At 36.4% G+C, this 23,132-nt stretch carries 31 protein-coding genes and 1 riboswitch; of the genes, 13 read left to right on the top strand and 18 right to left on the bottom strand.

What is annotated here, in order from left to right:
* Positions 1-155: 155 nt before the first annotated feature.
* Both N7Z68_RS20015 and N7Z68_RS20010 read right to left on the bottom strand, forming a co-directional pair.
* A complete protein-coding gene (locus tag N7Z68_RS20015; RefSeq protein ID WP_275120243.1) occupies positions 156-386 on the bottom strand; it encodes a DUF1450 domain-containing protein in 231 nt (76 codons plus the stop codon).
* A gap of 103 nt (positions 387-489) precedes the next feature.
* Complete coding sequence (locus N7Z68_RS20010; protein ID WP_275120242.1) at positions 490-948, bottom strand: GNAT family N-acetyltransferase; 459 nt, start codon at positions 946-948, stop codon at positions 490-492.
* A 165-nt stretch (positions 949-1,113) separates the two neighbouring features.
* Between N7Z68_RS20010 and N7Z68_RS20005 the strand changes: the two genes are divergently transcribed.
* The 8 genes from N7Z68_RS20005 to N7Z68_RS19970 all read left to right on the top strand — a co-directional run bounded on the left by N7Z68_RS20005 (position 1,114) and on the right by N7Z68_RS19970 (position 8,489).
* Entirely contained in the window at positions 1,114-1,422 is a 309-nt protein-coding gene (locus tag N7Z68_RS20005) for a PadR family transcriptional regulator (protein ID WP_275120241.1), read from the top strand.
* Positions 1,423-1,437: 15 nt separating this feature from the next.
* On the top strand, positions 1,438-2,631 hold the full coding sequence (locus N7Z68_RS20000) for a chromate transporter (protein WP_275120240.1): 1,194 nt from the start codon (positions 1,438-1,440) through the stop codon (positions 2,629-2,631).
* A gap of 483 nt (positions 2,632-3,114) precedes the next feature.
* Positions 3,115-3,252, top strand: coding sequence for a hypothetical protein (locus N7Z68_RS19995; protein ID WP_275120239.1), 138 nt, complete (start codon positions 3,115-3,117; stop codon positions 3,250-3,252).
* Positions 3,253-3,386: 134 nt separating this feature from the next.
* Positions 3,387-4,325: an arsenic resistance protein gene (locus N7Z68_RS19990; protein ID WP_275120238.1), complete on the top strand. Its 939-nt coding sequence runs from the start codon at positions 3,387-3,389 to the stop codon at positions 4,323-4,325.
* Between the two features lie 171 nt (positions 4,326-4,496).
* Positions 4,497-4,988 carry a cation:proton antiporter regulatory subunit gene (locus tag N7Z68_RS19985; protein WP_275120237.1) on the top strand — a complete coding sequence of 164 codons (492 nt, stop codon included), beginning with the start codon at positions 4,497-4,499 and terminating at the stop codon, positions 4,986-4,988.
* A 3-nt stretch (positions 4,989-4,991) separates the two neighbouring features.
* Positions 4,992-6,158, top strand: coding sequence for a cation:proton antiporter (locus tag N7Z68_RS19980; RefSeq protein WP_275120236.1), 1,167 nt, complete (start codon positions 4,992-4,994; stop codon positions 6,156-6,158).
* A 35-nt stretch (positions 6,159-6,193) separates the two neighbouring features.
* A complete protein-coding gene (locus N7Z68_RS19975; RefSeq protein WP_275120235.1) occupies positions 6,194-6,631 on the top strand; it encodes a CBS domain-containing protein in 438 nt (145 codons plus the stop codon).
* Positions 6,632-7,586: 955 nt separating this feature from the next.
* A complete protein-coding gene (locus N7Z68_RS19970) occupies positions 7,587-8,489 on the top strand; it encodes a vanadium-dependent haloperoxidase (protein WP_275120234.1) in 903 nt (300 codons plus the stop codon).
* A gap of 49 nt (positions 8,490-8,538) precedes the next feature.
* Here N7Z68_RS19970 and N7Z68_RS19965 read toward each other — a convergent pair whose 3' ends face one another.
* A complete protein-coding gene (locus N7Z68_RS19965) occupies positions 8,539-9,444 on the bottom strand; it encodes an ABC transporter substrate-binding protein (protein ID WP_275120233.1) in 906 nt (301 codons plus the stop codon).
* 170 nt (positions 9,445-9,614) lie between these two features.
* Here N7Z68_RS19965 and N7Z68_RS19960 point away from each other — a divergent pair, with 170 nt between their 5' ends.
* Positions 9,615-9,752 (top strand): YflJ family protein, encoded by a 138-nt coding sequence (locus N7Z68_RS19960; RefSeq protein WP_275120232.1) that lies wholly within the window; start codon positions 9,615-9,617, stop codon positions 9,750-9,752.
* Positions 9,753-9,867: 115 nt separating this feature from the next.
* Here the strand turns inward: N7Z68_RS19960 and N7Z68_RS19955 are convergent, their stop codons facing one another.
* The 11 genes from N7Z68_RS19955 to N7Z68_RS19905 all read right to left on the bottom strand — a co-directional run bounded on the left by N7Z68_RS19955 (position 9,868) and on the right by N7Z68_RS19905 (position 17,655).
* The gene (locus N7Z68_RS19955; protein ID WP_275120231.1) at positions 9,868-10,497 is read right to left on the bottom strand and encodes a TetR/AcrR family transcriptional regulator; all 630 of its coding nucleotides are present in this window, start codon (positions 10,495-10,497) and stop codon (positions 9,868-9,870) included.
* Positions 10,498-10,533: 36 nt separating this feature from the next.
* The gene (locus N7Z68_RS19950; protein WP_275120230.1) at positions 10,534-10,890 is read right to left on the bottom strand and encodes a MaoC/PaaZ C-terminal domain-containing protein; all 357 of its coding nucleotides are present in this window, start codon (positions 10,888-10,890) and stop codon (positions 10,534-10,536) included.
* Positions 10,887-11,339, bottom strand: a complete 453-nt coding sequence (locus N7Z68_RS19945) for an FAS1-like dehydratase domain-containing protein (protein WP_275120229.1) — start codon at positions 11,337-11,339, stop codon at positions 10,887-10,889. Before N7Z68_RS19945 ends, N7Z68_RS19950 begins: the two co-directional genes overlap by 4 nt.
* Before the next feature lie 91 nt (positions 11,340-11,430).
* A complete protein-coding gene (locus N7Z68_RS19940) occupies positions 11,431-12,702 on the bottom strand; it encodes an ATP-binding protein (protein ID WP_275120228.1) in 1,272 nt (423 codons plus the stop codon).
* 228 nt (positions 12,703-12,930) lie between these two features.
* Positions 12,931-13,686 carry an HAAS domain-containing protein gene (locus N7Z68_RS19935; RefSeq protein ID WP_275120227.1) on the bottom strand — a complete coding sequence of 252 codons (756 nt, stop codon included), beginning with the start codon at positions 13,684-13,686 and terminating at the stop codon, positions 12,931-12,933.
* A 4-nt stretch (positions 13,687-13,690) separates the two neighbouring features.
* Complete coding sequence (locus N7Z68_RS19930; protein WP_275120226.1) at positions 13,691-14,020, bottom strand: PadR family transcriptional regulator; 330 nt, start codon at positions 14,018-14,020, stop codon at positions 13,691-13,693.
* Between the two features lie 620 nt (positions 14,021-14,640).
* Entirely contained in the window at positions 14,641-15,375 is a 735-nt protein-coding gene (gene queE / locus N7Z68_RS19925) for a 7-carboxy-7-deazaguanine synthase QueE (protein WP_275120225.1), read from the bottom strand.
* The gene (gene queD / locus N7Z68_RS19920) at positions 15,365-15,811 is read right to left on the bottom strand and encodes a 6-carboxytetrahydropterin synthase QueD (protein ID WP_275120224.1); all 447 of its coding nucleotides are present in this window, start codon (positions 15,809-15,811) and stop codon (positions 15,365-15,367) included. Before queD ends, queE begins: the two co-directional genes overlap by 11 nt.
* Complete coding sequence (gene queC, locus N7Z68_RS19915) at positions 15,812-16,474, bottom strand: 7-cyano-7-deazaguanine synthase QueC (RefSeq protein ID WP_275120223.1); 663 nt, start codon at positions 16,472-16,474, stop codon at positions 15,812-15,814.
* 52 nt (positions 16,475-16,526) lie between these two features.
* Positions 16,527-16,571: riboswitch (PreQ1 riboswitch) on the bottom strand.
* A gap of 102 nt (positions 16,572-16,673) precedes the next feature.
* On the bottom strand, positions 16,674-16,898 hold the full coding sequence (locus tag N7Z68_RS19910; protein ID WP_275120222.1) for a hypothetical protein: 225 nt from the start codon (positions 16,896-16,898) through the stop codon (positions 16,674-16,676).
* A 16-nt stretch (positions 16,899-16,914) separates the two neighbouring features.
* Positions 16,915-17,655: a class I SAM-dependent methyltransferase gene (locus N7Z68_RS19905; protein ID WP_275120221.1), complete on the bottom strand. Its 741-nt coding sequence runs from the start codon at positions 17,653-17,655 to the stop codon at positions 16,915-16,917.
* Between the two features lie 246 nt (positions 17,656-17,901).
* On the opposite strand from N7Z68_RS19905, the gene N7Z68_RS19900 reads away from it, so the two are divergent.
* Entirely contained in the window at positions 17,902-18,033 is a 132-nt protein-coding gene (locus tag N7Z68_RS19900) for a hypothetical protein (RefSeq protein ID WP_275120220.1), read from the top strand.
* 308 nt (positions 18,034-18,341) lie between these two features.
* Here N7Z68_RS19900 and N7Z68_RS19895 read toward each other — a convergent pair whose 3' ends face one another.
* Positions 18,342-19,223: a helix-turn-helix domain-containing protein gene (locus N7Z68_RS19895; protein ID WP_275120219.1), complete on the bottom strand. Its 882-nt coding sequence runs from the start codon at positions 19,221-19,223 to the stop codon at positions 18,342-18,344.
* A 178-nt stretch (positions 19,224-19,401) separates the two neighbouring features.
* On the opposite strand from N7Z68_RS19895, the gene N7Z68_RS19890 reads away from it, so the two are divergent.
* Complete coding sequence (locus N7Z68_RS19890; protein ID WP_502550506.1) at positions 19,402-20,376, top strand: S8 family peptidase; 975 nt, start codon at positions 19,402-19,404, stop codon at positions 20,374-20,376.
* A gap of 142 nt (positions 20,377-20,518) precedes the next feature.
* Here the strand turns inward: N7Z68_RS19890 and N7Z68_RS19885 are convergent, their stop codons facing one another.
* Both N7Z68_RS19885 and N7Z68_RS19880 read right to left on the bottom strand, forming a co-directional pair.
* Positions 20,519-20,725, bottom strand: coding sequence for a hypothetical protein (locus N7Z68_RS19885; protein WP_275120218.1), 207 nt, complete (start codon positions 20,723-20,725; stop codon positions 20,519-20,521).
* Positions 20,726-20,941: 216 nt separating this feature from the next.
* Positions 20,942-21,577, bottom strand: coding sequence for a CAP domain-containing protein (locus tag N7Z68_RS19880; protein ID WP_275120217.1), 636 nt, complete (start codon positions 21,575-21,577; stop codon positions 20,942-20,944).
* A 152-nt stretch (positions 21,578-21,729) separates the two neighbouring features.
* Here N7Z68_RS19880 and N7Z68_RS19875 point away from each other — a divergent pair, with 152 nt between their 5' ends.
* Entirely contained in the window at positions 21,730-22,200 is a 471-nt protein-coding gene (locus N7Z68_RS19875) for a hypothetical protein (RefSeq protein ID WP_275120216.1), read from the top strand.
* 57 nt (positions 22,201-22,257) lie between these two features.
* On the opposite strand, the gene N7Z68_RS19870 is transcribed toward N7Z68_RS19875, so the two are convergent.
* Positions 22,258-22,455 carry a DUF2187 family protein gene (locus N7Z68_RS19870; protein WP_275120215.1) on the bottom strand — a complete coding sequence of 66 codons (198 nt, stop codon included), beginning with the start codon at positions 22,453-22,455 and terminating at the stop codon, positions 22,258-22,260.
* A gap of 250 nt (positions 22,456-22,705) precedes the next feature.
* Between N7Z68_RS19870 and kapB the strand changes: the two genes are divergently transcribed.
* Positions 22,706-23,089, top strand: coding sequence for a kinase-associated lipoprotein KapB (gene kapB, locus N7Z68_RS19865; RefSeq protein ID WP_275120214.1), 384 nt, complete (start codon positions 22,706-22,708; stop codon positions 23,087-23,089).
* Positions 23,090-23,132 lie beyond the last annotated feature (43 nt).

The raw sequence follows: 23,132 nt of genomic DNA, 5'->3' as shown, positions 1-23,132 counted from the left end.
TTTTTCTGCTTCACCCAAGCTAACCCGATTAGTTGTTTATTAGTTGTTTAATTGTCTGCGCATCATTAAGAAAGAGACATAAAACATCAATAAATCAAAAAAACAACAGCACAATAACTGTACTGTCGTTCATTATTATCAGCATGCAACCTCGGTTACTTAGCTTTTTTCAATATCTGTTTATTTAATTTCGCATATAATTCATCGTCTGTATCACATTTCACGATTTTCTTTCCGTCAATCAAACTAAAAGGACAACGTTTACATGTTTTGCATTCACCAATGCAGCCCTTTCGTTTCACGGTGATGTCTGGATACTTTTCTTTTATATGTTTAAACACTTTTTTAGAAACATCATTTTCTTTACAAAAGTAGATCTTCTTCATATGTACGTCCACCTCTTAGAAGTAACTAATTGATAATTATAATCATTATCATCATATCAAAAGTGGTTACATCCGTCAGCATATTTTTATCAGATTTCAGGGTTTATTTTTCTGCCATTCTTTTTAAATTTGTGATGGATAACCTTTCATCTACCTTAACTTCATTTAACACTTGAAACCCATTTCTTTTATAAAAATTTATTGCAGGAGTATTCCCCGTTCCAGTAGAAACGATCCACTCACGGAATGTTGCCTCACACTCTTCAAGATGGGTTAATAAAGCTTGTGCAATGCCTTTTCTAAAATGAAGAGGATGAACCATTAAACGATGAATGTCTAGTAAATCTGCAGACGTTTTGTAAGAGATCGCCCCGACTACTTTTTCCTCTATAACATATCCTAAAAAGAGTTCACCGCATTGTTGGAGGTCTTGAACGGTTTCTTTTAATGGTGGGAGATCCAAATAACCAATGATATTAGCTTCTACTTCATAGGCTTTTTTCTGCAAGTCGTAAATCCCAGTCGCAAATTGTGGTTCTGTAATATCTAACTTTAGGATCATGTACACATCTCTCCCTGTTCAGATGAGTCGTTTTGTAAATAACATATTAAAAATGTAAATTTACTATGTTTTATTTCGGCAAGCTGTTGTTTCTCGTTTTTTATTTTGTTATTTTTATAATATCGGTTTTCGATATTGGCAAACAATACTGAAAGGAGCTTACGATTGGAGGATAAAGTTTTACGAAAGTTATTTCTAGGGTTTATTCAGATACATATTTTACATCATGCCAAAGAGCATCCTATTTTTGGTTTGTGGATGTTAGAAGAGCTGAAAGAACACGGTTATAACATAAGTGCAGGTACATTATACCCCATCCTTCACAGCATGGAAAAGGACGGTCTCTTACACAAAGATGATCGAAATGTTGAAGGAAAAATCCGAAAGTATTACTCAACAACTGAAAAAGGTGAAGCCTTACTCGTTGAAGCAAGAAACAAAGCCTATGAGCTTTTTAAAGAAATTAGAGATTAACAAGAGGTGAAAAAGATGTCCAATCAAAAGGAAAACAAATTAAAAACGCTGTTAGAAGTGTTATTCGTCTCGACTCGACTAGGTTTCACTTCATTCGGTGGTCCAATTGCTCATTTGGGCTATTTTCACGAAGAGTACGTTCGGAGAAGAAAGTGGATGGATGAAAAAAGCTATGCTGACCTTGTAGCTTTATGTCAGTTTCTACCTGGTCCAGCAAGCAGCCAGGTAGGTATAGGAATCGGTGTCATGCGCGCTGGTTTACTCGGAGGAATATTAGCTTTTCTTGGCTTTACCCTTCCTTCCGTTATCGCCCTCATAGTATTTGCCGTTCTTCTCAATCAGTTAGGGTTTGCTGACTACGGATGGATCCACGGGTTAAAGATTGTAGCGGTTGTCGTTGTAGCGCATGCAATTCTAGGGATGGCAAAGAATTTAACGCCGGACTTACAACGACGAACGATTGCCTTAGTTGCAATTGTCCTTACATTACTCTGGCAAACGGCATTTACTCAAGTTGGAATTATTATCTTAGCGGGATTTGTAGGTTATTTAATATATAAACAGCAAACCATTGATGATGCTCCATCGAGTTCGAAGTTTCCAATTTCTCGTCGCTTTGCTTACGGATGTTTAACGATTTTCTTTGGATTACTCATTCTTCTTCCCATTTTACGAGAAGCTACAGCAATTAATTGGATTGCAATGTTTGATAGTTTTTATCGCTCTGGAGCACTTGTATTTGGTGGCGGCCATGTCGTCTTACCTTTACTAGAACGTGAATTTGTACCAACAGGGTGGTTAACAGAAGAACAATTTTTAGCTGGTTACGGTGCAGCGCAAGCCGTACCAGGACCTTTATTTACATTCGCGGCTTACATCGGTGCTGTCATTAACGGCTGGCAAGGTGGATTGTTAGCCACCGTTGCCATCTTTTTACCTGCATTCCTACTGATTTTAGGAACACTACCATTTTGGGACACATTACGTCGCAACCCAAAAATCAAAGGAGCATTAATGGGTGTTAATGCTGCAGTTGTCGGCATTTTAATCGCCGCCCTTTACCATCCGATCTGGACCAGTTCGATCTTATCGGCTGTTGATTTTGCATTTGCTGCGGTCCTATTCAGCATGTTAGTATTCTGGAAACTGCCTCCTTGGGTCATTGTATTAACTGGAGCATTCGGCGGGTTTCTGTTATCTTTACTATAGTTCAAAAAGGAGTGAGCGCATTGTGTGGCTCGCTCTTTTCTCTGTACACCCTGTTAATGAACTGAACTTTAAACTAAAATAATACATTAAGAAAAAATACACATACTAAGTATAAAATGTAAGATGGAGTTTATAGATGAGACACATCGTATTCATTTTCATCGTTTTATTTAGCCTTAGTTATTCTTATGAAATTGAAAATCACGTGACAAACGATAATGACCCTTTTTTCCTTCTACTACCAAGTTCGCCTGACCTAAACAACAGCTGGTTTGAGAGCGAACATTCATTTAAAGGATTCGTTCTTTACATCTCATATTTTCTATCTTATCTACTTTATGTATTGCCGAACAAACAACTGTTTCAAAACACCGTTGAAAAAATCAAAACGATAGCAAACTTACTTACAATAAAGTTTCAAAGTACATTCATCCTTCAGCGTTCTAATTCATTCATAAATTAAAATCTGAAGGAGATGTCAAAATGGAATCGAATAAAAGAGCAAAATTACCACCTGAAATTAGAGACCCGATTATGAGTATCGTTATTTCTATCATTTTAATGACGATCGTGTTTTTATTTGCTCATTTTGTATTAGGACTAGAAGTCTTCCCTGACTAAACTATTATAAGAAGCCCCTGACTCCCGGTAACGAGGGTCAGGGGCTCTTTTCTTTTGATTACAATTCATCTCAACGTCAATCATATGGTAATATGAGAATACGTTACGAATAGAACAGTTGGTGCAAAACGTTTATGAACTTATTTGAAAAATTATATTCACTTGTCATTATATTAGCTGTTGTTATTGGGTTACTATTAGGGCAGCTCGATGTTGTTAGCGGACGTGCTGAGGCGTTCATTGTTCCGTTATTAGTCGCCATGCTCTATATCACTTTTTTACAAATACCCGTAGAAAATATAAAAGAATCTATTAAAAACAAGAAGTTTACCGCTCTTTCTTTGTTAATTAATTTTATTTGGGTACCGATCCTCGCTTGGCTGCTAGCCTTCGCTTTCTTATCCAACCATCCAGCTTTGTACATTGGATTTATAATGTTGATGGTCACCCCATGTACAGATTGGTATTTAATCTTCACGAGCATTGCCAAAGGAAACGTTGCGCTCTCGACTGCGATTTTGCCGTTAAATTTGATCTTACAAATTCTTTTACTCCCGGTTTATCTCCTTCTCTTTGGTGGTACAACCGGTGTTGTTGAGTGGTCTTTCTTATTAGAGAGCGTTCTACTCATTTTACTCATTCCTTTTATTGGAGCGTTACTCACAAAGGCACTGTTACGAAATAAACAGCACATCAAAGAAACTTTCTTTTCTTCTATTAGCTTGTTGCCGATGATTTTTCTAAGTCTTGCGATTGTTGCTATGTTCTCAGCTCACGGTCAATTGCTCTTTAACCATATCGATTTATTATGGAAAATTACAATCCCGATCTTATGCTTTTTTGTGATTAACTTTATGATAGGCCAAAAAATCGGTAAGGCCATGAACTTATGCTATGCAGATCGAGCTAGTTTAAGCCTGACAACTCTTGCCCGAAATTCTCCCATTGCTTTAGCGATTGCCATGACTGCCTTCCCAGATGAACCGTTAATTGCTCTCACTTTAGTAATTGGACCTTTGTTGGAGTTGCCTATTTTAGCGCTTATTTCTCAAGTATTGTTGAGGCTTAGATAATATATGTAAAAATAGATTGTTATTTCTTCTTATCGGGTAATGGTACAGTATTGTGAAATCATTTGGTAAAAAATGAGGATATGGTACAATTATGTAGCAAGTCCCTCACTACACCATTATATTTTCATATACATAAAATAATTAGATCTTTAATTCGAAAGGACGATTTACATGCAAGTAAAAATGGCTGATTTACCTGGGATTGGGAAAAAAATGTCTTTCATCACCGCAGAAGGAAATATGATTGTTCTCGTTATCCATCACTCAGGAAAACGCGAGATGTATTTCTTTATCGATCCGGATGACGATGAAGCTGACTTCTCTATAAACCTTACAGCTGGAGAAACTAGAGAATTAGGTGCACAGTTGTTAGGTGCAGTTTTCCAACCAGTTGATAGTGATACTATGAAATTATTTAAGAGTCAAATTGTTATGGAATGGATTAAGGTAAAAGAAGGGTCTATTTTTGCAGGAAAAACTATTGCACAAAATGAAATTCGAAAACGTACAGGTGTATCGATTGTTGGCATTTTCCGTAATGATGATGTTATCGCGAGTCCAGAACCACACCAAATGCTTGAGGTCGGTGATACGCTGATGGCCATAGGGAAAAATGAACAAATCAAAGAGTTTGAACGTATTAGTGCGGGAGGAGCGATGTAATCGGTGATAATTCCAGAGATGTTTGGTGCCGGTCTCATTTTAATCCTCCTTTTTATAACAGGGTATATTGCTTTAAAGGTAAAAATACCTGAAGTTATAATCTACATATTGCTTGGAATCACTATAGGGGGGCTATTATCAGACTCACACCTTCTTCATTTTGTAGGCGAAGTAGGTATTGTCTTACTATTTTTCATGCTTGGAATGGAGTTCCCAATTAAACAGTTAGCTAAGGTTGCAAAAAAAGTCACACCTGCTGGAACTTTAGATGTTGTCTTAAATTTAGGAATAACTACAGGGATTTGTTTATTAATGGGTGTTGATCCACTGATGTCGTTTTTAATAGGAGGAGTTGTTTATGCAACGAGTTCTTCGATTACGGCAAAGCTTCTTGAAAGTTCTAAACGTATGGCCAATCCTGAGTCTGAATTCATGCTTGGTCTGTTAATTTTTGAGGACTTAGTAGCTCCAATATTAGTAGCTATTTTAGTAGGTTTAACAGCTGGTGGAGCAATTACCTTTGGTTCGATGTCGATCCTACTACTTAAAGTTGTTGCCTTAACAGTCGGTGCTATTTTGATTGGACACTTTGTGTTTAGTAAGCTTGGCGGATTTTTTGATCGGTATATGAATAGTGACATTTTTATTTTATTTATTATCGGAATTGCCTTAGCATATGGTGGATTGGCATTGTACTTGGAGTTATCTGAAGTACTTGGTGCATTTTTAGCTGGCATTATTATTGCTGAAGTGAGAAGAACACACGAACTTGAACACCTAATAGTACCAATTCGTGATTTAACATTACCACTATTTTTCTTATATTTCGGAACAACAATCACTTTTGGTGAAGGTGTCCCTATGATTGGATTACTCATTATTTTAATTGTTTGGTCTATCATCGCAAAGGTCGTTGTCGGGATTTATGGTGGAAGATGGTATGGTTTATCTAAGAGAGTTGCACTTCGAGCCGGGTTCTCTTTAACTCAAAGAGGAGAATTCTCAATTATCATTGCGAGTTTAGCAACAAGCTCCGTTAAAGTGTTTAGTAGTGTATTTATATTAGCTTCTTCAATTATTGGAATTATTTTATTTCAATTAGCACCAAAAATATCTAAAAAAATTTATGGGCAACCTAAGAAGAAAGAAAAAGTTAAATTACCTGGTTAAGAGTTCAATTTGCCGTTTTGAAAGGTTGGAAATCTATGCCGCAAATATCAGAGTTCTATCAAAGTATAACTAAAACAGCCAGTACCGTTCTCTTAGATGATTCCATTGATGCGATTATTAAGAAAATTGTCAATCGAGATCCAGTTAACCGCTCCGTATATGTTGTCAACGAACAAGCCAAGTTATTCGGTATCATTACATTAAAGGAACTATTTCAAATTCTCGCTGTTCGCGGTGGGGTTGATCGGTGTAAATCGTACTCTCCTGGTAGATTATTAGAATGGGTATCACCCACCTCGACCGCAAACGATTTAATGCGTTCTCCCGTTAGTGTAAAATTAACTGATAGCCTAGAATATGCACTCGAACTTTTTGTTAAACACGATCTTGAAGAAATTCCAGTAGTTAATGAGAATGGTATCGTAATCGGTGATCTAGATGCATTTGAGATCATTAGAGCTATGAACGATTAGCAAAAATAAACAAGTTGCCTTTCTGTTGTAATCATGATATATTAATTAAGCGATGAGCTCATTGTGTAAGCCGATAAACACGCCTTTTGGTAATGCACTATGTGGAGTGCAGTTTATCGCCTCAATACGCGAAGACGACGTCCTTTGGGCGTCGTCTTCTTTTTATATGTGTTATTAAAACGTATTAATTAATCTTTTTTTATACTTGTCCTTGTTTATTAAGTTTAACTTTCTAACCCCTAATACGACCGGCCCCATCAAAAACTCATTCCGAAATGGCACCTTAAAGTAACGAACTAAGAAAACAAAAGAACAAACAGAAAATCCCCCTACTAGAATTGGGTTTATTAAAATTAAATAGCTTAAACTATACATAAGTACGTACAGCAAAGCTGACCAGCCAAGGTTCCAGCTGTGCAGGAAATATATCGCATTAAACTTTTTTAAACCCAACCACTCTACCACTATTGAAGTTAGGACCCACTTTGTAATGTGTAAAAATTTTTTCACTATTGAATTTGGCATATTGGATAAAAATAAAAGCGTAAGTAACGGCATGATGACAAATAGATGTAAAGCCCTTACACACCTTACACTCATGTAACTGGACTTATAATCCCACAAAATAAAGTGCTTACATGTGTAATAATAAAGCAAATTAAAAAATCCAACATATAGAGCGCTAATATAATGCTTCTTTATGTTCTTCCACGTCTTTCGCTTTATATTTAACACAATTAGAAAAACAGCTAAAAATATATGCATTTTCTCCTCTACCTTTTCGAATGTAATTATTTGTAAATCACTTATAACTTCTCCTTAAATAACCTAAACATACCTAAAAAATGGTGCCTGGCACCGCATAAGGATAGACACCCATTTTTCTTAGATTTATACCCGATTGATTGTTTGTACATATCATAGCTATATATGATTAAGAGGTGAGTTTGTGGAAATGAGGAAACCCAATTATCCCCTATGGACTGACATTCCTTATGCAGGTGAGACACATGCGCCAAACGATCCTGTTGAACGTTATGCGGGATCATGGAATACGCACTTTATCAAGAGATGTAAAGGTGGAGGTTTTGAAACTTTAGATGGTAGAAAAATAAGATTTGCCATCAGACATCCAAATACGATTAATTGGGACGAACAATTAAAAATCGTACAACGTGAAATGGAAAACATTTCAGATGACCGAATAGCCATCGTGAAGTATTGGGGGTCTGGGCCTCCACCGAAACAATGGTTACCCATCGCCGATCGATTGATCGATACGTATAACGTCTCAGCCCCTCGAGCTGCACGAATATTATCAACACTTTTTACTGCACTTAATGATGCCTTTATTGTGACATGGGATATTAAATACAAATTAAATGTAGCTCGTCCAAATCAACTGGACCAAAAGTTAGCGACTGTTATTTGTACGCCAAAACATCCGGCCTACCCGTCAGGACACGCCACTGTTTCAGGTGCAGCTGCAGTCATTTTAAGTTACTTCTTTCCAGCCGAAAGTAGAAAAATTCATGCCTTAGCTGAAGAAGCTGCTTTATCAAGGTTATACGGTGGTATTCACTTCCCTGTCGACAATGAACAAGGACTGCGTCTAGGAAGACAGATCGGTGAAATTATTGTTCAGCAACTAAGAAAAGATTATGACTCCAATAGTCATCCGATTGATACTCCTTACCGTCAATATAAAAACGCAAAACTAATGCCGCCTCCATATCAACAAGTAATTCCTTATAACCATGATACATCTTGCAGCTCTTTAGTTATCGAAACTGAAACGGCTGTTCCAAAGAACATTACAAATACTAGTAATCTAACAAAACCAATCCTATTTTTTTAGAGACAAAAAACCATCAGCGCTCATACGTTCTGATGGTTTTATCCTTTAATTATATATAATAAGAAACAACTTTATCTCTTACGCCGGCTGGAATATCAAAATGCTTCGGATGTAAAAGGGCAGCAAGCAATTCGATGCCTTCTACTAACGTTGTACTCGGGCGGGTGAATAAATCTCCATCCACTATAAAAATCTGTTGATCTCGTACAGCACTTAATTCGCTCCATCCTTGTTTTTGTTCTAATCGGCTTACTTCTTGTATCGCGCGCTCCGGTGTAAAACCGCATGGTGCAATTACAATCACTTCCGGGTTCGAAGCCACGACAGCTTCCCACTCGGTAGGGCGTGAATGTCCTCCTGGATTACCGAGTGGATCATAACCTCCTGCCCTTTCAATTTGATCTGGGATCCAATGACCACAATTAAAGATAGGCTCAATCCATTCGATCAGCATTACTTTTTTAGGGAGAAGATTATTATCTCGAAGCTTCTCCGCAATGTGCATTTCCCGTTTCTTTAACTCTGTTAGCCTGACTTGTCCTTTTGCTTCTTCATTTAGTTCACTAGCAATCAGGAGTAAATTCTCATAAATATCATCTAACCGATGCGGAACGAGAGGAATGATTTTCGGTTTTTTAGGTAACGACTTTACGACCTCTTCTACGTAACTTGTACCAATTTGACAGACATTACAAACGTGCTGAGTAAAAATAATATCAGGTTGTATTTCGTGTAAAAGCTCCAGATCAACATAATACAGATTTTTATCTGCATCCATATATTCTTTTACGGTATCATTGATCTCGACACTTGTTAGTTTTTTTCCTTCTAAATGGTAGCGAACGACCTTAGGCTTATCACTAGGGCATTCGAAAGTGACACCGTATAAATACTCTTCTAAGCCCAACTCATAAATCATACTTGTTGCTGCTGGTAAAAACGAACAAACCTTCATTAAAAAGACACCACCAATTTTATAAATTTATAGTTTGTCTACCTATTTCCCTACAGATTGTTCGAATGTTACAATGGCCTCCAAGTTCATCGTAAAGGGAGAGACTGACTCACTTGAGCAGTTTTTCTCTTTTTTTGTTGATAATTTCCGGACTGAAAGGATGATCGCTCATGCATGTAGGAAGCAAAGGTTGGTATGTACAAAAGTTAAAAGAACAAGGAATCCGTTCTATTGATGGAAGGAAATTGGAGTTGTATAAAACTCACATACTTGCAAACTTATATCATGGTAAGACGAATTTCAAATAATCCTTTTGAGTCATGGCTTTGTCCATGGCTCTCTATTCTTGTTCAATAAAATAATAACAGAGTGTATTCTTGTTGTAAAAACAAAAAGAGCTCAACAGCTGAGCTCCCATCCCATTTATTCAGTTAATGCCAAAATACTGCCGATAATCGTTTTTGATTGGATATCGATATATTTTTCTAATGTATACCTCTTTCTTAATGCCCAGCCTCTAAATGCCCACATATGACCTTGAACAATAATGTTATGAGTTAATAAGTAAATATCATCTTCACTTAGTGAAATCTTTTCTTCTTTCAGCGCCTTTGAGAAAATACTCATGACATATTGAACAAAGTCATTTTCTTTAGACAGGACATATTCTAGATAGGGTTTCGGCAAAGACCGTGACTCACTATACATAATGCTCGTTTCATCCCATATTTCGTTAATGACGTGAAAATATTCTTTCACAAACGACCTAATGCGATCGTGACCTTTAAACTGATCACTTACTCTACTTTTTAGAATCGTATTTAATTGGTCATAAAGGGACTCAAAGAATAAGTATAAAATGTCCTCTTTACTCTCTACATACTCATAAATGGCACCAAAACTCATTCCTGCATTTTCAGCAATTTCCCTCGTGGTCGTACGATGAAATCCTTTTTGTTTAAATGGTTGAATGGAAGCTTCTAATATTTGGTTTCTCCTTTTTTGGATTTTCTGATTGTTTTTTACCATTGATGGAATATGTAACTTCTTCAAACTAATTCCCCCTTTCCTTTGTTAGGAGTGCCCATTTTAATTTAGTTCGACCAAACCTCTAAGCTTCACTTCTTCATTTCGGTTTCTTACAATTACCTCACCTGACGTTTCATCATGAAGAGTACAAATCACTTGAACTTCCTCTCCTGGCAGTGTCATTGCTGTAAACTTCACATCAAACTGTTTCACTTTGTGGATCCCAAACCATTTGCTAAGCTGTGTGCCAGTGAGTCCCATAATGAACATACCTTGGGCAATGACATCAGGAAGACCACTGTCTTTTGCTAAGACCATGTTTGTATGGATAGGATTAAAATCACCAGACGCACCGGCATACCTGACAAGCTGTTCTCGAGTAATTGTAATAAATTCGCTCGTTTTGACTTGACTCATCGCCCCTCACCTCTTTCAATGACTACCGATTTGCACTCTAACAATAACTCTTCTTTGTCATTAAAGAAAACGGTTTCAAATGAGTAGATAGAAAGACCCTTTCGTTGTTTCGTACCAACGAGATAGGTTTTTCCAAATAAATGGTCTCCTGCAAAAATCGATTTATGATACGTGTATGACTGGCTGCCATGTAAAACACGAGTTAACGTGAGGTCTAAATCAGCAATGATATCTTCAAAATCGAGACCCTTCCACATTTCAGGTACTGTTCCAAATGTTAATGGAACAGGTACATCTGGATATCCTGCTTTAATAGCAGCTTCCTTGCTCATATATACATCGATATCTTGAGCACCTGTTGCCATGGCAAATTCAGCAATCTTTCCTCGTTCCACTTCAAAGTCAAATTCTTTTAATAACCTTGGTAAGTTTAATTCTTCTTTGTCCATAAGGGCCCCCTTACTAAAGTATGTGACTTTCCCTTTTTATTTCCTTTTGTTTGTTAAAAAAAAATTCAGATATTTGATCAAACACAGAGTCTCATTCATTACTTACAATAGGAAACACCAATGTGAAACATGTTCCTTCCCCGACCTTACTGTTTACTGATATTTCACCCTGCATTACTTTTATAATACTAAAAACAACCATCGTTCCAAGACCGGTCCCTTTTTCTTTCGTGGTGTAATAAGGTGTTCCTAATCGACTGAGCTGCTCCTCAGTCATACCTACTCCTGAGTCTTGAATTCGAATTATCGCTTTATCTTCTTCCTGTTCAATGTTAACCGTTAAATCTCCACCTTGTGGCATTGCTTCAATTGCATTTTTAGCTAAATTAATTAAGCATTGATGAAACTTTTGCTTTTCCCCTGCAATAAATAGATTTGGAGCAGACTTAAAATGGATGTTGACACTATTCATTGTCGCATAGGGAGAAACGACTTTTAATACGTATTGGAGTTCATCATGGAGTTCTAGCATTTGGACATTTTCTAACGAAGGCTTGGCAAACGTTAAATAATCAGTAATTATTTCTTCGGCCCGATCCAACTCTTCCAGTGATAATCGAATATACATCTCCTTTTTATCGTCTGGAATGTTTGACTCCCTTAATAATTGAATAAATCCTCTTGTGACAGTTAATGGATTACGAACTTCGTGAGAAATACTTGCAGCAATTTCGCTTACAATTTTTAATTTCTCTAGTTTTTTTAGTTCTTCAAATATCATACGTTCCATTCGGGCCCGTTCAATTAAAGTAACAAAAAAGAGAATTAAGAAAAATTGCGTTCCATACAAAACAACTGTAGAAACTAATTTAATTGGACTTGCATTCGGACTAATAAGAAAGATCAAAATGAGAATTAAAACTATTCCAAAACTAGCAGCTATTGCAGCAAGCTTAACCTTGTGTTTGATCTTGATGGCTTTTGTAAATCGAGGAATAAGGTAACATAGAATAATAGTTAAAATGGAATAAATGATGACTGAAGCATAGTACCCTTCATCCATTCCTATGAAGTAACGATAGCTTAACAATGTAATAAATAGAAAGATTAAAACTCTTCGTCCACCATACAAAGCCCCAATAATTAAAGGCAGCTGACGCATGTCAAAAATAAAAGAGGATACAGGTGAAAGCGTAAAGGTCATACATAAAATAATAGACAGACCAGAAATCAAACCTACAAAAATTTCATTTGAAATACGTTGTGTATTTCTCTCAATGAATTTATGGTATAGAAAGTAGAGTAAAAAGACAAAAGATAGGTTAAGTAGAAAAATTTGGATATCTTCTAGTAGTATATTCACCCTAATCCTCCATTCAAGGCAAAACTAGTACTTAATATTTCTCTTTCAACACTTCATATTCCTTTCGTCTTTTTCATATTTTAGAAACAAATTACGATGCAACTGCTCTATTTATTAAGTAAACGGGGTGGACAAGCCTTTACCTGTGAAGCAGTCCGGCTAAGCATTTCTTAGTGGACTGCCCAATAAAAAGCAACAATTCTTGAGAAAAGATCTTTTTCATACTTATTACCTATGTACAACAGACTTCTCTTTTGTTAACAAGATAAAAAAGTAAATTCCTAGTCCGACAAATACGACAATTGATGTAACAATTAACCGCACTTCTTCAGATAGCGGAGCAAACTTTAAAACAACTTCTGGTACATACAAAAAGGTTGGAACGATTATTGGGAGCCAGGTCTTACTCCAAAAAGCGACTATAACTAATGTAAGGATTGCCATACTAGCAACGACAAGTGTTCCCATTGTGTTGACATGAAATAACGGAGTTCCGTAGTGTCTATTTAAAAAGATGATCCCGACAAAAAGGATAACGGATACCATTCCTAATGTTGTTAAAAGCAAATATTGTTTCAACGTCGATCTTTTTCTCTGCGCAATTAACTTATACGTAAAAAGCGTCGCACCAAGTAAAACTAAACTGACGACGGGAAAACCTACTAATTGAATAATAGAATAGTTAAGGTCATTTCTTACTGCATCACCTAATAGAATAAAAGCGAATACACCAACCATAAACATCGGTATTAATTTGAACCATCCTCTATAATCGACGTTCATTTCACTAGCGATTTTTTCCATATACGATTTAGGAGATTGTCCGATAATGTGCTCAATATCTTTCCCGTCTTGTTCAGCTTCTCGCAGATGATCCTCTAATTCTTCAACGACTTCATTAATTTCATCCATGTTCTTTCCCGTTGAAAACAAGTACAACCGTAAATTTTCTAAAAACTGTTGACTGTTCTTTGAAAGTTCCATATTTTCACTCACCTTTGTTTTCATTTAATAAATTGGTAACACTTGATGATAGATCTTTCCATCGAATTTTAAATTTTTCTAGCTCTTGATGACCTTCGGGTGTTAACGTATAGTACTTTCTTTTCGGTCCCGAAGGTGAAGCTTTTAAGCTCGTTGCTACAAGGTTATCTTTTTTCATTCGTAATAATAAAGGATAAATACTTCCTTCGCTTACCATCGTGAACCCATAGGATTCCAGTTTCTCAATCATCTCGTAACCATATGTTTCACCTTTTGAAATGACTTGAAGCAAGCAGCCTTCTAATATGCCTTTTAACATCTGACTCGTCGACAAACGTTCACCCCCAGTGATTTTAGTACCTTGTAATACAAGATACTAAACCAAAAAAATAATTTACATCTTGCATTCTAAAATGAAAAAAAGAACTTCTATGTTGTTTTACAAGGTAGTCAGTAAAAACAAATGTATTGCTACACACTATTTTGCAATACAATATAGTTAAACTTTAACAAATGTTTCCATACTTTTCAAGGGGCATTTTAAAAATCGTCGAGATTAGATCTGGTAGATAACCTACTATTTTTATTTTTTATATGTAATACGATTGTTTTATAAAAATAGCTAAGTTCCACTACTAAAATGGTTTTACTTAAGAGAAAAAGTTTTTATACAGGGATTTTCTACATGTTTGTTTAAATCAGTTTAGATTTAATTTCGAATTCCCCTATCTTATTGTCGGATTTCACTAATTTATTATCCGGTTTTTAAATTTATTGTCCGTTTTCTAATTATATTGTCCGATTTACAATTATATTGTCCGTTTTGCTCCATTTATTTGCGAAAGTGTGAACTCCTGGAAAAGAATTTCGTACAAATAGAAATAAGTTGCAGGTCTCCTTTTTACACTCAAAAATAAAACGCACAAGAGTAAAACAATACTCTCATGCGTTAGATTAAACCCCGCGTTTATTCCCCCATAATAAGGTATGGAGCTGCGGTAACACTTTTACTTCGTTTAACTCTCTCGAAGCAATTACTTTTTCAATTAAATGCTCGTAACTTCCAATAAGCTTTTTCATTAGTTCGGTTGGTTCGATATCTTGTAAGTCTTCATTCCCGACTTGTAAAAAGAATGGAATTTCTTTATATCGTAAATGAACGTCCTTTGCGTAGTTAAAATCATCATCGTTAAATACGACTACTTTCAAGCTTACATGATCTTCCAGTCTATGATCTTTCTTTAACTGATCAATAATCTCATCAAGAACTTCAAAGTTCGTTTCCATTTCTGAACTTGGCGGTTTCGGGGATATCGTTAAGTCGTCTACTTTCGTAAACCAATCTTGCCATTTACTTCCTTGTGTTTCTAACCCAATTTGAATGTGATTACTTTGAAGAATATCTATTAATTCATCGATAGAAGCATATAAAGCGGGATTTCCACCTGATATCGTAACATGATCAAAACGGTCACCACCGATATTTTTCAGTTCAGCGTATATTTGATCCGCACTCATTTTTTGAATTTGGTCTTTTGCCGACCCATCCCAAGTAAAAGCAGAATCACACCATGAACAGCGGTAATCACACCCTGCTGTTCGAACAAACATCGTTTTACGTCCGACAATCATACCTTCACCTTGGATTGTAGGTCCAAAGATTTCAATTACAGGAATTTTATTGCTCATCGAAATCACCTTTTTTCGGTCGATACACAACATAGCTTGTCGGAGTTTCTCGAACAACGACTTGGATACATTTCGGTTTATTCGACAATTGATCTAGGTAGTTTTGAATGTTCTCCCAAATCGTCCGTGCTACAACTTCAGTTGTCGGAAAATGCTCCGACTGTTGATCGTTAAAGTCTTCTGTGAAGTCATTAAGAACCGTGTGGTCATAACGACCGTGGACTAATTTTTTGATCAATTGAAAGTTCACGAGAAAGCCACTGTCATTTAACGTGTCTCCAGCTACTGTAACATTCACAAAATACGTATGGCCGTGAACGTTTTTACACTTACCAGCTTCATCATGAGGAATAAAATGGGCTGCCGAGAAATTGAAATCTTTATTTAATTCATAGCGGTAATCGTGTGGGACTTGCGGATAAAACTGCTGTATCATCTAAGCTCGCTCCTCTCTCATCTGCAAAAACTCCTCATAACCTTTCAAACGTAATTCACAAGCAGGACATTCACCGCAACCATCACCAATGATCCCGTTATAACACGTTAACGTTTTCGTTCGAACAAACTCAAGTGCACCTAAATCATCAGCAAGCTTCCATGTTTCAGCTTTATTCAACCACATCAGCGGGGTATGAATAACAAATTGTTGGTCCATTGATAGGTTAAGCGAAACATTCAAAGATTTAACGAATGCGTCTCGACAATCTGGGTATCCACTAAAATCGGTTTCGCAAACGCCCGTTATAATATGTTTTGCGTTGACTTGACTAGCTAAAATACCAGCAAATGATAAAAAGATTAAGTTTCTGCCTGGAACAAAAGTAGATGGAAGATCACCATTTTCTCCTGCTTTTACTTCTATATCATCCCGAGTTAATGCACTCGGTGCTAATTGATTTAATAATGACATATCAAGGACATGATGTTTTACGCCTAATTCTTCTGAAATCGCCTTAGCGCATTCTATTTCATCATCATGACGCTGATTATAATCAAAAGTTACAGTTTCTACTTCTTTGAATTGTTTTAATGCCCAAAATAAACAAGTGGTACTATCTTGACCACCACTAAACACAACGATTGCTTTTTCATTTTTCATCAATGTTAAAACTCCTTTACAAACGAAAAAACAGCACCTCTAAGAAGTCCTGTTCTTCTTAGTTTTTTATAGAGGGTTGAGCTAGAACCTCTACCGACCATCAAAGACGTCCGGAATTTCTATTGAACTATTTTTATTATATTATCATAGAAATTACAACATTACTATTATACTCTTTATCCAACAGAAAACAACCTTTTTAATGAGTCATTTTCTTGTGATAAAAATTGCCAACGAAAAAACTGCATATAAGGCCAAGGATAAACGACAATACCGAACCTCCTGCGGTAAAACCAGTGGGTGTCTCCTCGTAAAAGCTGAACATCAATGATTGAATTTCAAACATATATCCTATTCCAATAAAAAAACCACACACAAGAAAAAAAGTTAAGAGAGCTACAAGCACCGTTTTAGCGACCATCATTACACCCCCTTCTAAATTACTTTGTACACACCCACATTACTTTTTGCAGATGAACTTGTTGCCTGTTTATCCAAGTTAAGTTCTCATTGTCGATCAGTTCATAAATTTTCTCCCGATTATCTTCTGATGGTTTGGCACGGTCAATCCACTCATTGACGTCCATTGATGAAGTCCACGTCTTATGACACACTATATCTTTGAACCCAACAGTGTGAAAAAGCTCTTCCCACTTCGTTAAAGAAATACATTCATGATGAGAAGGGTCTCGTAACTTTTCAATTGTATTGATCCTGTTTTCCTTCCCGCTGTTATCTGGAATAAAATTATCTACGATGATAAGTGAACCGTCATTGGCTAGAACTCGGTGCATTTCTTTTATTGCTTGGTTTAAATTCGGAAAATGATGAGCGGCAATGCGACACGTTACAATATCAAAGTCATCATTATCAAAAGGCAGCTTTTCAACATCGCCTATTGCAAACGAAATATTATCGCACCCGTTTTTCTTTGCTTGACTTTCGGCTAATTTAAGCATATTTGGCGTCAAATCAACAGCTACAACTTCCCGAACTAATTTACTTAGTAAAAGTGCCGTATGCCCTGCCCCTGTTGCAACATCTAACGCTTTTTCACGTTTCCTTCTGCTCACAACTTCTCCGATCCACCCTAAATCTTTTCCTTTTGCATGAACATTACTTGTTAAATACCCATCTGATGTTTCATTAAATTGACGAATGACACGGTCTTTTTCCTTCATAAATGCCCTCCCTCAATTATAAATATCCCATTACTTAATAAATGTTCATATAACAAATAGAAGAATGTAGGATTCCGTCTAAAAAAATCAATATATTTATATCTCATTTCATTTCAAAGAGCAAACTCTCGTAAAAGATACATAACTACGGGATAAGCCTAGGAGAATTAAAATGCAGAAAATTCTGAAATACGATATATTGAACATAGAATAGAATACAGCTATCTAAAAAGGAGGGAATGGAAAGTGAAAAAGTTCTTACTTCATTGCATGGCGGGTTTAGCAATTCTAGTCGGATTAACTGGCTTTAGTTACACAGGTGCCGAACTAGATTCTACAGCAATTAAAGTTCAAGAGGATTTACCTCATCGTCACTAAGGCAACTAAGGTCAATGGTTGACTTCAACGCCAAAACAAATTAACGAGTTATCTCAAATCAAAGATTAGCACGTATAGCAGCTAGGAGAAGTCAACCTATACTATAAAAAGGGAGTTATAAAAGGTATGAAAGATGTCGTCTTCAATCCAATGATGAACAGCCAATAATCCCCCGTGGAAAGGGGTGATAACAGTGGATGCAATGACGGTATTTTTAGCAACTGGTGTATTTTTATTAACCCTTGTAAACCTAGTCATTCTTCTAATTGAAAAAATAAAAAAATAATTGTTGCGGGGTGGTTTGCTGTTCATCCAACATTCGTATAAGTGATTATTTCATTGCTCACAATCGTTGCAAATGGTTCGTTTCCTTCTAACTCAAATATCAACATGGCTTTCTCTAAATACTGTATTCCTTTTTGTATAAAGTCTAAGCCAATCAAATTCTTTCCTTTTTGAAAATGTAACTCACCAAATAAACACATGATTTCATGTTCGATGCACAACTTAATTCCTCGGTTGACTTGATCTAAAGAACCCTGGTAGTCACGGGTAGTTGTTAGCGTCTTTGCATAATTGTATAGAATTCTTATTTTTATACTTTTATCTTGGACAACCGGTCGCTTTTTTAGATGAAACAGTGCCATTTCATAATACGAGATGGAATTTTTAAAATCTCCGATTTCACTGTAAATAATTGCAGTACTCGTTAAAATCTCAATTTGCCTCTCCGAAAAGTTCTTAGATGTTGTATCAGTAAGTTCAATCGCTTGTTTTAACAGATCAAGAGACTTACGAGCCTCACCATGAATATAGAACAAACAAATAGCTCGATGCCATAGCATAAACTGTTGATTTACCTTTGTTTGAAATAAGGGGTTTGACATCTCACTCTCAATCATCTTTGAAACCGACCTGTAATTTCGCTTTCTTACTTCTTGGCGGATTTGGAAGAAAACTTCTTGCACATAATCTAATCGTGGACAATCCGTTATATCAAAAAAATAATTAATATCGACTCCAAATCGATTAGCTATCTTATAAAGCACATCTGCAGACGGCGAAACATCGCCACCTTCAATTTGACTGATCAGAGATTGAGTGCAAATTCCTTCAGCTAACTCTTTTTGAGACAGTCGCAAATAATTCCTTAAATCTCTAATGGCTTTTCCAACTTGTATCGTTTCCATATTCACCACCATCAGCTTTATTTTCATTTTACTAACGATACGATGAATAGACAATGAGCCAATGGTAATTTCATTTCATAAAAGTTTAAATATGTAATCTAGACAAAAAAATTCCATGTACTATAAATTGCTTCGTATAAGTATTCGTTTACAAATTTGTATGAAGAGGAGGAGTTCCATGAGCTCTGAAGTCCGATTAATTCCATTTCAAGTAGAAGCGGTATTTAATTATGCGGAAGAAAAAGTTCCAAAAGGAGTCGTTATGGTTGAGGCCCCGCAAATATGGGACAAGGCTCAAGGAGAACACATTGTAATTGCTGTTTTAGATACTGGGTGTCAAATGGACCATCCAGATTTACAAGAGCGTATTATTGATGGCTTTAATTTCACAACCGATTACAGCGGGGATCCGGAAAACTATAGCGATAACAATGGACACGGAACACATGTGGCAGGAACAATAGCTGCCTCTCTAAATGATGGGGGCGTAGTTGGGGTTGCTCCCAAAGCTGACCTCTTAATATTAAAAGTTCTTTCAGGCACTGGTGGTGGAAAATATGATTGGATCATTAACGCTATTCACTATGCCATTCATTGGGAGGGGCTTAACGGTGAAAAAGTAAGAGTCATCTCAATGTCACTAGGCGGTCCTCATGATATTCCATTGCTCCACGAAGCTATCAAGGAAGCGATCCGCCACGAAATTATTGTCGTATGTGCTGCTGGAAATGACGGTGATGGAAAAGAAGATACATTCCAACGAGCTTATCCAGGTTACTATCCAGAGGTAGTACAAGTAGGTGCCGTCGATTTCAGCCGTAATTTAGCTTCCTTTACGAATACAAACGATGAAATTGACTTAGTTGCTCCAGGTGTTAATATCCTTTCAACATACCTTGATAATAACTATGCTCGTTTATCAGGTACTTCCATGGCTACTCCCCATGTGACTGGGGCAATTGCACTGTTAATTAAGATTAGCGAAGAAGATTTTGGGAGAAAACTATCAGAGCCTGAGATCTATGCACAATTAATTCGGCGTACAGTTCCACTCGGATATAATAAATGCGCAGAAGGAAACGGCCTACTTTTACTTTATTCAGCGATCCAATCATTAGATAACGTACTAACATCTGATCCTCAAACCGCCTAATTCAAAAGACAACCACAGGAGTGGTTGTCTTTGTATATTATTTCAATATGAGCTGTTTATAATAGCCTCGCAAACTTTATGAGACACCTTATAACCTAAGTTATATGTCTCTCTTAATACATTAGCTTCATATTCAGATCAATCAAAATTTATAATTACCAGTTTTGTTTTTCTTAAGTTGACCTCGTTCCACTAGCATCTCTAAAACCTTTTTGGTAACGAGTGTATTATTACTTGTATCTTTGAGTTGCGGGTTACTCGCTTTTAACTTCTTAGCAGCTCCTTCGTAAGAAATTGCCCTCTTCGATCCCTTGACCATTTCAAGCAATTGAATAGTATAACTTTTCATTACACATCACCCTTTCAAAGTAAACCTAATTGTAACACAGATTTGGAAGAATAGGAAATTTCGAACTTTTTTTAAAAAAATAAGCCTACCCCCAAAGATTGTTGCTCCTTGTTTGGACAGAAAGCTAACTGAATACTTGTCTCATTTAACATAGTATACGAATGCTCAAATAAATAGAGACTAATCCAAGTTAGGATTAGCCTCTCATCCATTATATTATCTTGCTTGAATAAACATTTGTACCCATGCACCGTGATAGAAGCCTACTCCAATCGTGTCAAAGTTAGGGTTTAAGATATTTTGACGGTGCCCCGGTGAATTCATCCATGCATTCATTACTTCTTGTGGTGTTCTTTGACCTTTTGCGATATTTTCTCCAGCTGAACGATAGCTGACTCCAAATGTTCTTAACATATCAAACGGTGTACCATAGTTCGGACTGTTATGTGCAAAGTAATTCGAGTTGATTAAGTCTTCCGCTTTTTTATGAGCAACATGTTTCACATCCGCGCGGTGCTGAAGCGGTCTTAAACCATTTTTTTGTCTTTCCTGATTAACGAGTGCTGCCACTTGATCTTCAAATGCACTATGATGAGCCGCATCAGGTTTTAAACGAATAACTTCACCAACGTGCATATTTCTTGGCTCTACATCAGGATTGAGTCTCATTAATTCTTGGTAATCTAACCCATAACGTTGGGCGATAAACCAGAATGTATCACCACGTGATACTTTGTAGTGAGAGAAAGGGGGTTCTTTAAACATTTTAATTTGTGCGTCCGCGGAAGGTTGTACAGAAAAAAGTGAAGCCATAAGTACAACTGCAACGAGAACAAACTGTAATCGTTTCATAAATAGTAGTACCTCCAAATAAGTATTTTTCAAAATTAAGTTTCTCTTTTTTGTTGGAAACCATACACCATTTATGGCTTCTTCCTGTTTTTTTATAATAAGGAAATGGATATGCTATAATGGACAAACTACATATAAAACTTGGAGGCACTATGTTAACCTTTGAAGAAAAATTAGCTATTATTGAGTCATTTGATCAATTAAAAAGAAAAGATGTTTCGCTTGGACGAGTGAACTTTCAATACGAGGAAAGCCAGAGCGATAAGAAGAATGTCGTTTATCATCTCCACCCTAATGGAAATGGCTTTGTATATATCGGAAAAGTGAAAGGGTATTCTACTGACCAAAAAGGAATGGTCAATATTCGTGATTTCACATCTGATGAATTGAAGGATATTATTAAGCAATCGATCACTATCCTTAGTAGTGAACCAAATACGGAAGAGGAATTACTTGTTGAAGCTAATGAAGAAACATGGATCAATCGTGATAAGCAAACATTGACCCTTATGTACGAAGATGAGATGTGGAATGTGTATGCCGGTTTAAACTTAGATGGGACATTCAATTCTTATGGTGAGGCAACCGCGTATTTAGATGAAGAAGGATTTAAGCCACTATAGAATACACAATGCAGAAAGCAGCAACGCTATTGTACGTTGCTGCTTTCAGTCGTTGAATTATGATTTCACTTCATATTTACTATGATTAATTACAGTTCGGGCCAAGTTTCCATTCTTTTCTTTTCTGTTTAATTCAACGGCTACAGAATTCGTATAAACAGCAATTACTTTTGCTTGCTCGCCCTTTTCTGTTCCCTTATTAATTTGAATGATATCACCGATATTAACATGTGGTTCTTGTTGTTCCTCTGTCATTTCAATTTCCCCCTTTTTATTAAAGTATTTCCCCTTTACTTGTAAACATTCTGCCCACACGATGAATAAAAAAGCGATAGACTAAAGTACATCCACTATCACTTTTTGTTGTTAAAATATAACATTATCCTTAAGTAACAGCTCGTTCATACTAAGGGTATTATGAGATGATTTAGGTCTGTTATGTATTCTTCGAACAAAGCCCTTAGATATGATATCATTAGTAAAAAAGAAAGAAAAGGTGTTTGTCATGGAAAATCAATTAGAAATGGGTCAAAAGGTCACAGGTATTTATAAAACAGGCAAATACATCGGGGAAATTACGAACATCAGACCCTCACAGTACGTTGTAAGAGTCTTAGCCGTTCTTAAGCATCCTGATCAAGGTGACTTACATAACCCAAAAGAAACAGATGTTGCCTTGTTTCACGAACGCAGAGCATTAGCCCACCGAGAGCAAACAAACATCCCTGCGGTATATGTCAAACCTTATGACGGAGAAGTTCCTGCTTACGAAGAGTCCCTAAAGGAAGCTTTACAAAAGCAATATACAAAGCTTGAAGAAGATGGCAGTGACTGGGCCAAGAAATCGATGGAATTGCTCCATTCATTAGAAAAAGATTATTTTAAATAGGATCTATATCTACACAAAGCTAATTGGATCAACTGACAAACCA

Origin of the sequence: Alkalihalobacterium chitinilyticum, from assembly GCF_029028005.1 — a bacterium.
Classification (GTDB): Bacteria; Bacillota; Bacilli; order Bacillales; family Bacillaceae_F; genus Alkalihalobacterium; species Alkalihalobacterium chitinilyticum.
The sequence above is the reverse complement of the archived record's forward strand: the minus strand, read 5'-3'. Positions and strand labels throughout refer to the sequence as shown.